The sequence below is a fragment of the Gaiella sp. genome, assembly GCF_057140465.1.
The window spans coordinates 20,019-32,941 of the sequence record NZ_DBNHWK010000031.1; the positions used below are offsets into that span (position 1 = coordinate 20,019).

General features: G+C 71.4%; 13 protein-coding genes and 1 tRNA gene. 12 read left to right on the forward strand and 2 right to left on the reverse strand.

Features of this window, described 5'->3' with window-relative positions; genetic code table 11:
* Positions 1–52: 52 nt before the first annotated feature.
* From AC162C_RS04680 to AC162C_RS04720, 9 genes are read left to right on the forward strand one after another with little or no spacing between them, the layout of a single operon-like run.
* Positions 53–1,132 carry an LLM class flavin-dependent oxidoreductase gene (locus AC162C_RS04680; RefSeq protein WP_484096537.1) on the forward strand — a complete coding sequence of 360 codons (1,080 nt, stop codon included), beginning with the start codon at positions 53–55 and terminating at the stop codon, positions 1,130–1,132.
* A 10-nt stretch (positions 1,133–1,142) separates the two neighbouring features.
* Entirely contained in the window at positions 1,143–2,060 is a 918-nt protein-coding gene (locus AC162C_RS04685; RefSeq protein WP_484096538.1) for a ketopantoate reductase family protein, read from the forward strand.
* Between the two features lie 59 nt (positions 2,061–2,119).
* Positions 2,120–3,304 carry an ABC transporter substrate-binding protein gene (locus AC162C_RS04690; RefSeq protein ID WP_484096539.1) on the forward strand — a complete coding sequence of 395 codons (1,185 nt, stop codon included), beginning with the start codon at positions 2,120–2,122 and terminating at the stop codon, positions 3,302–3,304.
* 11 nt (positions 3,305–3,315) lie between these two features.
* Positions 3,316–4,092, forward strand: a complete 777-nt coding sequence (locus AC162C_RS04695; protein WP_484096540.1) for an ABC transporter ATP-binding protein — start codon at positions 3,316–3,318, stop codon at positions 4,090–4,092.
* Entirely contained in the window at positions 4,089–4,808 is a 720-nt protein-coding gene (locus AC162C_RS04700) for an ABC transporter ATP-binding protein (RefSeq protein ID WP_484096541.1), read from the forward strand. The genes AC162C_RS04695 and AC162C_RS04700 overlap by 4 nt, the downstream gene beginning before the upstream one ends.
* Positions 4,805–5,746, forward strand: coding sequence for a branched-chain amino acid ABC transporter permease (locus AC162C_RS04705; RefSeq protein WP_484096542.1), 942 nt, complete (start codon positions 4,805–4,807; stop codon positions 5,744–5,746). The genes AC162C_RS04700 and AC162C_RS04705 overlap by 4 nt, the downstream gene beginning before the upstream one ends.
* Positions 5,743–6,780 (forward strand): branched-chain amino acid ABC transporter permease, encoded by a 1,038-nt coding sequence (locus tag AC162C_RS04710; protein WP_484096543.1) that lies wholly within the window; start codon positions 5,743–5,745, stop codon positions 6,778–6,780. Before AC162C_RS04705 ends, AC162C_RS04710 begins: the two co-directional genes overlap by 4 nt.
* Positions 6,777–7,694 carry a ketopantoate reductase family protein gene (locus AC162C_RS04715; RefSeq protein ID WP_484096544.1) on the forward strand — a complete coding sequence of 306 codons (918 nt, stop codon included), beginning with the start codon at positions 6,777–6,779 and terminating at the stop codon, positions 7,692–7,694. The genes AC162C_RS04710 and AC162C_RS04715 overlap by 4 nt, the downstream gene beginning before the upstream one ends.
* Entirely contained in the window at positions 7,685–8,806 is a 1,122-nt protein-coding gene (locus tag AC162C_RS04720) for a M24 family metallopeptidase (protein WP_484096545.1), read from the forward strand. Before AC162C_RS04715 ends, AC162C_RS04720 begins: the two co-directional genes overlap by 10 nt.
* A gap of 27 nt (positions 8,807–8,833) precedes the next feature.
* Here AC162C_RS04720 and AC162C_RS04725 read toward each other — a convergent pair whose 3' ends face one another.
* Complete coding sequence (locus tag AC162C_RS04725; protein ID WP_484096546.1) at positions 8,834–9,334, reverse strand: adenylate/guanylate cyclase domain-containing protein; 501 nt, start codon at positions 9,332–9,334, stop codon at positions 8,834–8,836.
* A 54-nt stretch (positions 9,335–9,388) separates the two neighbouring features.
* Between AC162C_RS04725 and AC162C_RS04730 the strand changes: the two genes are divergently transcribed.
* Both AC162C_RS04730 and AC162C_RS04735 read left to right on the forward strand, forming a co-directional pair.
* The gene (locus AC162C_RS04730; protein WP_484096547.1) at positions 9,389–10,060 is read left to right on the forward strand and encodes a DNA-3-methyladenine glycosylase I; all 672 of its coding nucleotides are present in this window, start codon (positions 9,389–9,391) and stop codon (positions 10,058–10,060) included.
* Positions 10,057–10,290 carry a hypothetical protein gene (locus tag AC162C_RS04735; RefSeq protein ID WP_484096548.1) on the forward strand — a complete coding sequence of 78 codons (234 nt, stop codon included), beginning with the start codon at positions 10,057–10,059 and terminating at the stop codon, positions 10,288–10,290. Before AC162C_RS04730 ends, AC162C_RS04735 begins: the two co-directional genes overlap by 4 nt.
* 27 nt (positions 10,291–10,317) lie before the next feature.
* Here the strand turns inward: AC162C_RS04735 and AC162C_RS04740 are convergent, their stop codons facing one another.
* Positions 10,318–12,708 carry a S8 family peptidase gene (locus AC162C_RS04740; protein WP_484096549.1) on the reverse strand — a complete coding sequence of 797 codons (2,391 nt, stop codon included), beginning with the start codon at positions 12,706–12,708 and terminating at the stop codon, positions 10,318–10,320.
* An 88-nt stretch (positions 12,709–12,796) separates the two neighbouring features.
* Between AC162C_RS04740 and AC162C_RS04745 the strand changes: the two genes are divergently transcribed.
* A tRNA-Leu gene (locus AC162C_RS04745) sits at positions 12,797–12,880 on the forward strand.
* Positions 12,881–12,923 lie beyond the last annotated feature (43 nt).

Sequence of the window (12,923 nt, forward strand, 5' to 3'; positions counted from 1 at the left end):
GGATCGGGGATACTCCTCCGGCCTGCGTTGACATGCCACCGAGGAGGGCATGATGCGGTTCAGCTTGTACTCGGAGCTCCAGCTCCATCCTGGGAAGACACCCGAGACGCTCTACGCGGAGACGCTCGAGCAGATCGTCAACGCCGACCGGCTCGGGTACGACGCGTACGCCGCGATCGAGCACTACTTCTTCCCGAAGTTCTCGATCTCGTCGAACCCGACCGCGTTGTTCGCCGCCGCCGCGCAGCGGACGCGCGACATCCGCTTCCGGACGATGCTGCACGCGCTCCCGTACCACAACCCCACCGTGCTCGCGAGCGTCATCCACGCCACCCACATCCTCACGGGCGGGCGCTACGAGTGGGGCGTGGGGCGCGGGCACGGCTGGCTCCCGCTCAAGGCGGGCGTGCCGCTCGACGAGCACGCGCGGCCCCGGTACGAGGAGGCCGTCGACCTCCTGCTCGAGGCGCTCGAGAACGAGTCGTTCTCGCACCACGGCACGTACTTCGACGTCGACGACTCCCACGTCGTCCCCTTCGTGGACACGCCGTACCGCGTCTACCTCGGGGGCACCTCGGATCGCACGTACACGCTCGCCGCCGAACGCGGGTGGGGCGTCGCGGTGCCGCCGCTGCTGCCGTACAAGGTGCTCGAGGAGCAGCTCGACCTCTACCGGTCGACCTGCGCCGAGCACGGCACCGAGCCCGACATCGTCTGGATCCACGCGTGCCATCTCGACGACGACCGTGAGACCGCACTGCGCGAGGGCAGGGACTGGATCAACGGCTTCATCCAGGGCAACTGCTCGCCTCTCACCGAGTACGAGAAGCCTCCGGCCGACGGCCTGATGGCGGCCGGCTACGGCTTCTACGCCGCCGGGATCATGGAGCAGCTCGCCGAGGTCCCCTACGAGCAGCTGATCGAGGAGGACTACGTCTGGGTGGGGACGCCCGAGGACATCATCGCGCGCATCGAGGAGACGATCGGCGTCTGCGAGGGCCTGAAGGAGATCGGGATCACCGTCAACGCCGGCGGAGCGCCGCACTGGATGGCGATCAAGAACCAGGAGCTCTTCGCCGAGCGTGTCGTGCCGCACTTCAAGGGGCGCGTCCCCGCGGCGGCAGAGGCCTGACCGGCCGCGAATGATCGAGCGTGTGTGCGTCGTCGGAGCCGGGGTGATCGGAAGCCTGTTCGCCGGGCACCTCGCCCAGGTGGTGGACGTGTCCGTGCTCACGCGGCGTCGTGCACATGCCGACGCACTGAACGCAGAGGGCCTCCGCATCAGCGGGCGCTCTGAGCTCACCGCGCGCGTCACGGCCACCGACGACCCGGACGCGCTCCCCGCCTTCGACGTCGCGATCGTCGCCACGAAGGCGACGGGGCTGGAGGAGGCCGCAGCGTCGCTCGAGGGGCGCTTCCCGGACGCCACGATCGTCACCACGCTCAACGGGCTCGGTGCCGAGGAGATCGTCCGCGCCCACGGCGGCTGGCCGATCGTCTCCGGCGTCACCTTCATGAGCGGCACGAAGCACTCCGACACGCACGTCGAGTACGTGCTCGACACCGAGACCTGGCTCGGCCCGTACGAGGAGACGCCCTTTGACCGCGTCGAGGAGATCGCCGACCTGATCGCCCGCGCCGGGCTCGCGGTGGAGGCGCTCCCCGACCTCCGCCCGGCGCAGTGGTCGAAGCTCATCTTCAACGCGACCGTCAACACGGTCGCCGCGCTCACGGGGCTGCCACACGACGCGCACTTCGCCGCGGAGGACGAGCCGACCGATCTCGGCCATCTCGTCCACGACCTCGTCGACGAGGGGAAGGCGGTCGCCGCCGCGGCCGGGATCGCGTTGCACGACGACCCGTGGGAGATGAACGTCCTTGCCACGCAGCGCGGGTCCGCGCACTATCCATCGATGCTGGAGGACGTCGAAGCACACAGACCGACCGAGATCGACCTCATCACCGGGGCCCTCGTCCGCGAAGCGGAGCGGCACGGGGTCGCCGCACCGCTGCACACGGCGCTCTACCGCCTCGTGAAGGCGAAGGAGGAATCGTGGTGACGAGGCCCGTTCGACCGTCGGACCTGAACCTGTCAAACGTCGAGCCCACAGGAGGGCATATGAGATCGAGGAGCAGAGGGGCGCGTGCAGCGCTCGTCATGGCCGCGCTCGCCGTCGCCGCCGCGGCGGTGCTGGCGAGCACGGCGGTCGGGGCGGCAAAGGACCCGATCATCATCGGCTGGGCGTACGACGGCAAGGGCAACATGGGGCCGTTCGACGGCCCTGCTCTCGCCGCCGCGCAGATCCGGGTCAAGCAGTGGAACAGGAAGGGCGGCGTCGGCGGGCGGAAGATCGTCCTCGTGACCTGCGACACGAACAACAACAATCCGGCGAAGGCGAAGGCGTGCGCCGCGAGCCTGATCGGCAAGGGCGCCGACATCATGTTCACGACGTGCGACGTCGACTTCGCGACCCCCGTCGTGACGGAGGCGATCAACCGCGGCATCCTCGCCGTCGCCCCCTGCATCGGCACCGATCAGATGGGCCCGAAGCGCTTCGGGGCGAAGGGTCGGCTCGCGTTCTCGTTCGGCAACGTGGCCCAGGACGAGGGCTCTGCCATGGCGCAGTACGCCTGGGCACGCGGCTGGCGCTCGGCGGCGCTCGCCACGAACACGCTGCTCGTCTACTTCAAGAACGTCGTCCAGGCGTTCGAGGCGCGGTTCAAGCAGCTCGGCGGGAAGATCGTCGCGAAGGAGAGCTACGCGACCGGCGCCAACAACGTGCAGAACGCGGTCAGCCGCCTGAACGGCGTGAAGGCCGACGTCGTCGTGACGTCGACGGCGTTCGGCGAGCTGCCGACGCTCGTCGCCGGTCTCCGCTCGCTCGGGAACCAGACGCCGATCCTCAACTCGTGGGCCGGCGACGGCACGTACTGGCTCCCGAAGGACCCCGTCGTCTCCAACTACTACGCCGTGACGTTCGCGTCCGCGTTCGGTGACGACAAGAACAAGGCGGTCAACGCGCTCGCGAAGGCGGTCAAGGCCGGCACCGGCGGCTTCGTGACCGGTGCCGCCGCGATCGACGGTGTCGTGACCGCGATCAGGCGGGCCAAGGGCTCGACGCAGGGTGTCGCGCTCGCGGCGCAGATGGAGAAGTTCCGCAAGGTCCCGACGATCTCGGGGCTCGTCAGCTTCTCGAAGCAGCTGCACACGGTGTTCGGTCGCGAGTACCGCGTGCTGCGCATCCAGAACGGCAAGCCGAAGATCGTCGCCTACGTCACCGCGAAGGCCGTTCCGAAGATCTAGCGGTCGTCGGCGTGGCCGAGGCGGACACGCACAGCGAGGAGCGGCGGCCCGGAGGATCCCTCCGGGCCGCCGCGATCTCACGGTCCTTCGAGGGCGTGCAGGCGCTCGACGGGGTCACGATCGAGCTCCACCGCCACGAGGTCGTCGGCCTGATCGGCCCCAACGGCGCCGGCAAGTCCACGCTCGTGAACGTCGTCACGGGCTTCGACTCGCCCACCAGCGGGGCCGTCGAGCTCGAAGGGCGCAACATCACACGCTGGAGCGCCCACCGGCGAGGCCGCAACGGCCTCGCCCGCACCTTCCAGCACGCCCGCTCCTTCCGGAGCTTCACCGTCCGGGAGAACATCGAGGTGGCGGCGCTCGGCGTCGGGGTGAGGCCGCGCGAGGCCCGTCGGCGCGCCGACGAGCTGCTCGGGCTCCTCCATCTCGACACGTACGCGGACGTCCCGGCCGCGGCGCTGGCCCACGGCGACGAGCGCCGCCTGGGCGTCGCCAGGGCGCTCGCCACGGAGCCGAGGTTCGTGCTCATGGACGAGCCCGCCGCGGGCCTGCCGGAGGCCGAGGTCCCGGAGTTCGCGGCGGTCGTCCGCTCCGTGCGGGACGACCACGACGCCGGCGTGCTGCTGATCGACCACAACATGGCGCTGATCATGGAGGTCTGCGACCGGATCCAGGTCCTCGACCAGGGCCGCACGCTCGCGGAGGGCACGCCGGGGGAGATCCGTGCGAACCTCGACGTCGCGGCGGCGTACCTCGGCGAGAGCGCCGTGCACGAGGACGACGCGTGACGACCTCGGACACCGTCCTCGAGGTCGACGGGCTCGTCGTCCGCTACGGCGGCGTCGCCGCCGTCCGGGGCCTCTCCCTCACGGTGGCGAAGGGGGAGATCGTCGGGCTCATCGGGCCCAACGGCGCGGGAAAGTCGAGCACCCTCCACGCGCTCATGGGGCTCGTGCCCGCCGCGGGAGGGGACGTCCGCCTCGAGGGTCGCTCGATTCTCGGCAATGCGCCCGAGACGGTCGCCCGCTCCGGGATCGCACTCGTTCCCGAAGGCCGGCGGATCTTCGCCGACCTGACGGTCGAGGAGAACCTCCGCCTCGGCCTCGCGGGCCGTGCTCGGCGCGGTGGCGGCGCGGAGGACATCGCAGCCGTGTACGACCTGTTCCCGATCGTCCGCGAGTTTCGCCGGAGGCATGCCGGGGCCCTGTCCGGGGGGCAGCAGCAGCAGCTCGCGATCGCGCGGGCGCTCGTCGCCGACCCCCGCGTGCTGCTCCTCGACGAGCCGTCGCTCGGGCTCGCACCGAAGATCGTCGACGTCGTGTTCGATGCCCTTGCGGCGATCCGCGACCGTGGGATCGCGATCCTGCTCGTGGAGCAGCGGGCGCAGCGGACGGTGGCCTTCGCCGACCGCACGTACCTGCTCGCGAACGGCGAGGTCCGCCTGACGCTCACGCCTGCCGACGCCACGGACACCGACCGGATGGTCGCCGCCTACCTGTCGTGAGCGCCGTCGTCCTGCACCTCGTCGGGGCCTTCTCCGACATCGACCGCCAGGATGTCGTGGACGCGGTCGGCCAGGGCGCCGTCTACGCCCTGATGGCGGTCGGGATCGGCCTCGTCTTCGGCGTCCTGCGCCTCGTGAACTTCGCCTACGGGCAGCTGATCATGGCCGGTGCGTATGCCCTCGCGTTCGCGTCCGACCGGGGATGGTCGGTCACGGTCGGGATCCTCTTCTGCTTCGGCGTCGTGCTCGCGCTCACGCTCGCCATGGATCGTCTCGTCTTCCGACCGCTGCGGACGCAGTCGCCGGCGGTGATGCTGGTGGCGACGTTCGCGGTCGCGTTCCTGCTCCAGAACGCCGCGCTCCTGATCGACGTCCGTGACGGGACGATCGGCGAGCCGGCCGCGTCGATCGCGTCGCTCAACCAGGCGATCACGGTGTGGGGCGTCGACGTGCGGAAGATCGTCCTCGTCGCCATCGCCGTCGCCGCCTTCTCGCTCGCGGCGCTCGCGCTGCTGCTCGCGAAGACCACGATCGGGCTCCAGATGCGCGCCGCCGCCGCCGACTTCCCGACGGCCCGCCTGCTCGGCGTGCGAGCGAACCGGGTGATCGGCTTCGCGGTCCTGCTCTCCGGGTTGCTCGCCGCGACCGTGGCCGTGATCCTCACCGTCGAGACACCGTTCGTCGATCCCACGTTCGGTCTCAAGCCGACGATCGTCGTCCTCGTCGGCGTCGTCGTCGGGGGGATCGACCGCCTGTGGACGGCGACGCTCGGGGGCTTCGTGATCGGCTTCGCGTCGGACATCATCTACGCCGCGCTTCCGACCGATCAGACCGTGTTCCTCGACTCGGTGCTGTTCGCCCTCGTGATCGTCGTGCTCCTCGTCCGGCCCGCCGGGCTCTTCGCCCGCGGCCGCTCCTCACTGGTGGAGCGGGTATGACGGGCACGCGGACGGTGTCCCGCTTCCTCGACGCGGCAGTGCAGCTCGCGGGCCCGGTGGTGCTCGTCGTCGTCGCAGGGCTCCTCTCGACCACGGTGAGCCGCTCGACGCAGATCTACTTCCTCGACGCCCTCGTCTCGGTCGGCGTCGTGGTCGCGATCTACGTCTTCGTGGGCAACTCGGGCGTGCTCTCGTTCGGCCAGATCAGCTTCGTCGCCGTCGGCGCGTTCGCCGCCGGCGTGATGTCGGTCCCCCAGGAGTCGAAGCAGGGCGTGCTCACGGAGCTCTTCGACGTCCTCCGCGACCACACGATCGGGAACGTCCCGTCGCTCGCGCTGGCCGCGCTCGTCGGCGGCGTGTTCGCGCTCGTCGTGGGGATCCCGCTGATGCGGCTCTCCGGGCTCGCCGCGGGGATCGCGACGTTCGCCGTGCTCGAGATCACGCACAACCTGCTGCGGGAGTGGACGAAGATCGGGCCCGGGGCGACGACGCTGTCGCTCGTCCCCGAGACGACCGGCCCGCTGCAGGCGACGGTCGGCGTGCTGATCGTGGTCGTCGTCGCCTTCGCGTACCAGCGCAGTCGGCTCGGCCGGCAGCTGCGTGCGACGCGCGAGGACCCGGCCGCGGCGCAGGGCGTCGGCATCAGCGTCCACCTGCAGCGCCTCTGGGCGTTCGCCCTGTCGGGCGCGCTCGCCGGGTTCGCCGGCGGGCTGCTCGTCCACCAGCTGGGCTCGATCACCGCGGATCAGGTCTACCTCGAGTTGACGTTCGTAACGCTGGCGATGCTCGTCGTCGGCGGCTCGTCGAGCCTGCTCGGCGCGGTCGTCGGCGCGCTGGCCGTCAGCGGGCTGCGCTCCTTCCTGAGCGGCTCGGAGAAGGGAGGCGACTTCAACGTGATCCCCGACCTGCCGACCGGGACGACACTCGTCCTGCTCGGCGCGATCATGGCGGCGATGCTGATCCTGCGCCCGAGCGGCATCACCGGAGGCCGGGAGCTCTCGCTCGGCTGGCTGACGCGGAGGATCGGCCGATGAGGGTCTGTGTCGTCGGCTGCGGCGCCGTCGGCTCGCTCTTCGCCGCGAACCTCGCGACCCTCGACGACGTCGAGGTGTGGGCGTTCGACCTGAACGAAGCGCACATCGATGCGATCAAAATAAACGGATTGCAACTGACGGGGGCCGGGGACGTGCTCGGCCGGCCTGCGGCGACGACCGATCCTGCGGCCCTGCCGCCGTGTGACTTCGGCATCGTGGCGACGAAGGCGATGCACGCCGAGGCGGCGATCGCGGCAACCGCGCATGCCTTCGCCGACGGCGCCGTCGCGTCGGTGATGAACGGCGTCGGGAACGAGGAGACGCTCGCGGCGCACGTCCCGCGTGTGATCCGGGGCACGACCTTCCCCGCCGGGAAGGTCCTGGAGCCGGGTGTCGTCCAGTGGGACGTCAAAGGCGACACGACGCTGTCGCCCTTCGCGCCGAGCCCGGCCTCGATGGAGGAGGTGGAGCGCCTCGCCGACGCGTGCACGCGGGCAGGGATGCCGACGGAGGCGGTCACGGACGCACGTCCGGCGCAGTGGCGCAAGGTGATCTTCAACGCCTCGACGAACCCGATCGGCGCGCTCACCGGTCTCACGCACGGACGCGTGTGCGAGCGGCCCGACCTGCGGGGCCTCGTCACCGGCCTCGTGGACGAGGGGAAAGCGGTCGCCGCCGCGCAGGGGATCGTCCTCGACGCCGACCCCGAGGAGCTGATCGACCACGCCGCGAAGCCCGAGGTCGCGTACGGGCACAAGGCGTCGATGCTCCAGGACGTCGAGGCGCACCGAGCGACGGAGATCGACTACCTGAACGGCGGCATCGCACGCTTCGGGCGCGAGCTCGGCGTGCCGACGCCGCTCAACGACACCATCACCGCACTGATCAAGGGACTGGAGGCCTCGTGGACCTGAGAGCAGAGCTCGACCGGAGGTACCGGAACGTCCGTGCCGCGATGGCGGCGCACGCACTCGACGCGCTCGTCGTGTCGGGGAGCGAGTACACGGGGTTCGAGGGGTCGGTGACGTACCTGTCGGGCTTCCAGATCGTGCACCGCTACGCGTACGTCGTCCTCCCCGCAGACGGAGACCCGTTCGTCGTGTTCCCCGCCGAGGCCCGGTACGTCGGGGAGCACGGAACGACGCCGCTCGAGCAGGTCTTCCATCCGCGGCCGGGCGAGGCGATCGCGGAGCGCGCCCGCGACGCGGGATGGAAGCGCCTCGGCGTGTACGGCCTCGACTACGTGATGACGATCAGGGACTACGGCGCCCTCGAGGGCTTCGACCTCGTCCCGTTCGACGTCGAGTTCGACCTCGCGCGTGCCGTCAAGAGCGAAGCAGAGCTCGACTCGGTGCGCGACTCGGTGCGGATCAACCGGACGGGCTTCGAGATCTGGCTCGAGCACTACGCGCCGGGGAAGACGGCGGCCGAGGTGATGGCGCCGGCCGAGGAGTGGTTCGTCGCCGAGGGGTGCGGGCGCCTGACGATGAACATGGTGCTGACGGCACCGGGCCGCTCCGGCCTCGCGTTCCCGGAGTTCAAGATCGCGCGGCGCGAGGAGGTGCTCGGTGACTTCGTCCTGCCCTCGCTCGAGATCGCCGGGCCCGGGATGCACTGGGTCGAGGTCTCCCGGGCGGTGGCCGCGGGCGGCACGACCCTCTCCGACGACACGAGGCGCATGACAGAGGCGTACGTGGAGTACTACGAGGAGGCGAAGCGCGCGATGCGCGCCGGGGCGACGTGCCACGACGTCCACGTCGCCGTGTCGAGGGGCTTCTCCGACCGCGGCTACCACCTCGGGCACGTGACCGGGCACTCGATCGGGATGACGATGATCGAGTTCCCGAAGGTGGGGGAGGGCGTCGACATCCCACTCGAGGAGAACATGGTGCTCTCGATGCACCCGCACGCGATCGCCGCGAACGGCGAGGACTGCCTGTACATGCAGGACACCTGGCTCGTCACCGCGGACGGCGGCGTCCCCCTCGCCGACCTCGCGATGGAGGTCTTCGTCTCCGACGGGTGATCGTCGCGACCGACGGGCCGTGTGCGCTCAGCGTACGACGGCGAACAGCGCCCAGGTGCCCGGGACGCCGCGCAGCTCGTGCTCGCCGCGCTCGTCGAACGAGACCGTCGGGCCCGCGCTCCGGCGCACGGCCTCCGACACGAGGATCTCTCCGGGCGCCGCGATCGCGGCGAGGCGCGCGCCGATGTGGATCGCGAGCCCCGTGCACTTGTCGTCGACGACGAGGCAGTCGCCGGTGTGGAGCCCGACGCGGATCGTGACGCCGAGCTCCTCGAGGCCCGCGACGACGGCCGTCGCGCATGCGAGCGCGGTCGCCGGAGCGCCGAAGACGACGAAGAAGCCGTCGCCCGCATTGTCCATCACGCGTCCGTCGTGACGGTGCACGTGGTCGCGGATCACCTCGTTGTGGCGGGCGAGGAGCGACGCCCACGCCCGGTCGCCGAGCTCCGCCGCCCGCGCCGTCGAGCCGACCATGTCCGTGAACATGACCGTCGTCTGGGAGGCGGGGTCGGCGGGCCGATCGGTCACGACCGCTCGATCGTCACGACGTGAAGGATCACCACGCCGTCTACATTGCACCGCGTGGGCGCTGTTGGGAAGGGCATCGTCGTCGGGGCGGACGGCGTCGCGCGATGCGCGTGGGCGACCGGGGCGGACGACTACACGCGCTACCACGACGTCGAGTGGGGCTTCCCGGTCGCCGACGACCGGCGGCTGTTCGAGAAGCTGTGCCTCGAGGGCTTCCAGTCCGGGCTCTCGTGGCTGACGATCCTGCGCAAGCGAGACGCCTTTCGGAGGGCGTTCGCCGACTTCGACGTCCACGTGGTTGCCCGTTTCGGACGGCGTGACGTCGAGCGGCTGCTCACGGACGCGTCCATCGTGCGGCACCGGGGCAAGATCGAGGCGGCGATCACGAACGCGCGACGGTGCTGCGAGCTCGTCGAGGAAGAGGGCTCGCTGGCCGGGTACGTCTGGTCGTTCGAGCCCGATCCCCGCGAGCGGCCGACGCCGGTCACGTGGGAGGTGCTCCACGAGACGACGCAGACCGATGCCTCGCGGGCGCTGGCGTCGGATCTCAAGCGGCGCGGATGGCGGTACGTCGGCCCGACGACCGTCTACGCCTTCATGCAGGCGATGGGACTGGTCAACGACCATCTGGCGCAGTGCGACGTCGCCTCTCGCGTCGACGCCGCGCGGTCGGCGTTCGCCCGTCCGGGACCGTGCGCGGCCGACGAGCTAGAATCGAATCCGTGAGCTGGCCATGGCTCGCCCTCCTCGTCGTCGCGGTCGCGCTCGTGGCCGTCGCCGAATGGCCCCGCATCGGCAGGGTGTTGGGTGCCGACGCCCGCCGGAGCCGGGAGCGGGAGCGTCAGAAGGCGCGGCTCCACGTCGTCACGACCGACGAGGTCGACGACTTCGAGGCCAGCGTGCGGCGCGACCTCGACGCGCTGCCGACGATCGAAGAGCCTCGCACGAAGCGCTAGGTCACAACGGCGCCGTGCGCGTGCGCCTCAGCGCACGACGAACGTCGTGCGGAGCACGCGGGTGTTCGGCAGGATGCGCGCAACGTTCTCGGTGTTCCGTGTCTCCTGGAAATCGGACACCTGCAGCCGCAGCGTGTGCCTCCCGCGGGTGAGCGCCCCGGTCGCGATCCGCACGACCCCGCCGCGGACGGCACGGGGGCGTTGCCGGCCGTCGACCGCCACGGTGACCGAGGTCGGGTCGACGCCTGACCCGGCGTCGGCGACCCGCACGCGCAGCGGCGTTCCCCGGCGGACGGTGCGCGACACGACGCGCGCCGACGGCGGGAGCACGTCGTCGATCCAGAAGCGGAAGCTGAACGGCCCGGCGCCGGCGGCGGTCGGGCTGTCGAACACGATGTCGTAGCTCCCCGCCCGCGGCTTGAGCGCGCCCGCGACCGGCGTCGGCTCGCCGAAGCCGACGAGGTACGGATTGTGGTTGAGCGGGAGCGCCGCGTACCCGGTGAGGCGGTTCTCGTCGCCGGCGACCACCACCCTCGGCTCGACACGTGACCCGTTGCGTCGCGCAGTGACGACCACGCCGAAGTTGGCCGCGTCACGCGGGAGCGTGAGGCGGAAGACCTGCTCGGGCCCGCGGAGCTCCGCCGCCACGGCCGTCCCGGGCGGGACCTCGGGGTAGCGGTAGCGGTCGACGAGGCTCGGGCGCCCGCGCGTGTCGCCGCCGTACACTCCGGGGCGCGGAAGCGGCGTCGTCACTGCGCCGGCCAGCGTGCGGTCGGCGACGCGGAGCCAGTACGGGATGCGGCGCGACACGCCGTCCCGGGTTAGGGTGACCACGCCCGTCGTCTCGCCGACGGCGTCACCGGTCGTGACCGAGATCGTCAGCGGGCCGGGAACGGAGACCTGTGGATCGGTGCTCACCGTCGTGCCGACGGCCGCTCGCGACGGGACGACGGCCGTGCTCCACGTCCCGGCGCCCCTGCCCGCGTCGGTGAGGGACACCGTGGCCGACGTCGTCCGCGATCGGCCGAGCAGGCCGAAGGAGACCGACGTCGGCTCGGCGAGGAGGACGGGCGCATCGGCTGCGGCGAGCTGGACGAGCCCCGCGCCGACCCGTGACGGGTCCTCGGGGCGGGTGCCTCCGGGCACGGGGCGGGCGGTCCCGACGAGGGCGGCCTTGATCTCGGCCGGAGACCAGCCGGGATGCCGCTGGCGGAGGAGAGCGGCCCCGCCGGCGACGTGCGGGGAGGCCATGCTCGTGCCGGAGAGCGCCGCCCAGCCGTCGGGGACGGACGAGAGGATCGCGACCCCGGGGGCCACGACGTCCGGCTTCGCACGCAGCGACACGGGCGTCGGCCCGGCGGCGGAGAAGGACGCCAGCGCGCTCGGCAAGCCGGCGGTGACGGCACCGACGGTGATCGCCGCGCGGGAGCTGCCGGGCGAGGACACGGTCCCCCGCCCGAAGTCCTGATAGTCGTTGCCGGCTGCGACGACCGGAACGACGCCGGCTGCCGCGGCCGCGTCGAGCGCGAGGGCGACGAGGTCGCGTGTCGGCTCGATCTCGGGCTCCCCGATCGAGAGGTTGATCACGTCCATGCCGTCGGCCACTGCCGCCTCGATCGCCGCCACGAGCTCGGGGGCGTTCCCGTCGAGGCCGACGCCCGCGTCGGTCGGGATCGTCAGCGCCTTGTAGTTCCCGAGGTAGGCGCGCGGCGCGACGCCCGACACACGGCGGCCGGCGCCCGCGAGCGTGGCCGCGTTCCCGGCGGCGATGCCGGCGACGTGTGTCCCGTGACCGGACAGCTGGGGATCGAACGGCAGCCGCGCCGCCTTCCAGGTGGCGCCCGGAGGCGGGAACGCGCGCGCGACGATCACCTTCGCCGTCGTGAAGCCGGCCTGCCCCTTCGGAAAGCCGACGGGCATCGTGAAGCCCACCGGGGAGAAGAAGGGGTGCGTCTGGTCGATCCCGTCGTCGATGATCCCGATCTTCACGCCCTGGCCGGCAGTCGAGAGCTGCGGGCCCCAGAGCGACGGCGCGCCGATCGTGCCCGGGCTGCGGTCGAGCGCAGCCGTGTAGGTGGTCCCACGAAGGACGTCGCGGACGCCCGGGAGCTCCGCGAGCCGGGGGACGTCGTCGGAGGGGAGGGCGACGGCGACGCCGTTCATGACGATGCGGTAGCGCCAGCGGGGCTTCGCGCCCGGGATGCCCGCGTGGACGGCGTCCACGAGTCGCTTCTGCTCGGCGACGATGCGTCGCAGCGCCGTCTCCCGATCGCCCTGCGCGTAGGCGAGTGGTGGTGACGCCAGCCGTACCACCACCTCGGTCAGCTCGCCGTGGCCGACGGCCGGTCCCGGCGTGCCGCCGGAGACGACGACGAGCAGGGCGACGACGACGGCGAGGAGGTGGGGGATCCGGGGCATGTGAACTGAGACGTCGGGAGTCGGGCTTCGGGTTGCAAGCATGCCCGCGTGACCGCCGTCGCCGCGCCGGTAGAATTTCGTCCGCCGCGCGGATGTGGCGGAATTGGTAGACGCGCACGGTTCAGGTCCGTGTGCCCGTAAGGGCGTGGAGGTTCAAGTCCTCTCATCCGCATCGCCGGAACGCTCGCGTCTCGGAGACGCGTGTGCAGGACCTG

What these genes read in the sequence shown, in the direction of transcription:
- AC162C_RS04680 (WP_484096537.1), top strand. Translation starts at nt 53, where the DNA reads ATGCGGTTCAGCTTGTACTCGGAGCTCCAGCTCCATCCTGGGAAGACA.
- AC162C_RS04685 (WP_484096538.1), top strand. Translation starts at nt 1,143, where the DNA reads ATGATCGAGCGTGTGTGCGTCGTCGGAGCCGGGGTGATCGGAAGCCTG.
- AC162C_RS04690 (WP_484096539.1), top strand. Translation starts at nt 2,120, where the DNA reads ATGAGATCGAGGAGCAGAGGGGCGCGTGCAGCGCTCGTCATGGCCGCG.
- AC162C_RS04710 (WP_484096543.1), top strand. Translation starts at nt 5,743, where the DNA reads ATGACGGGCACGCGGACGGTGTCCCGCTTCCTCGACGCGGCAGTGCAG.
- AC162C_RS04715 (WP_484096544.1), top strand. Translation starts at nt 6,777, where the DNA reads ATGAGGGTCTGTGTCGTCGGCTGCGGCGCCGTCGGCTCGCTCTTCGCC.
- AC162C_RS04740 (WP_484096549.1), bottom strand. Translation starts at nt 12,708, where the DNA reads ATGCCCCGGATCCCCCACCTCCTCGCCGTCGTCGTCGCCCTGCTCGTC.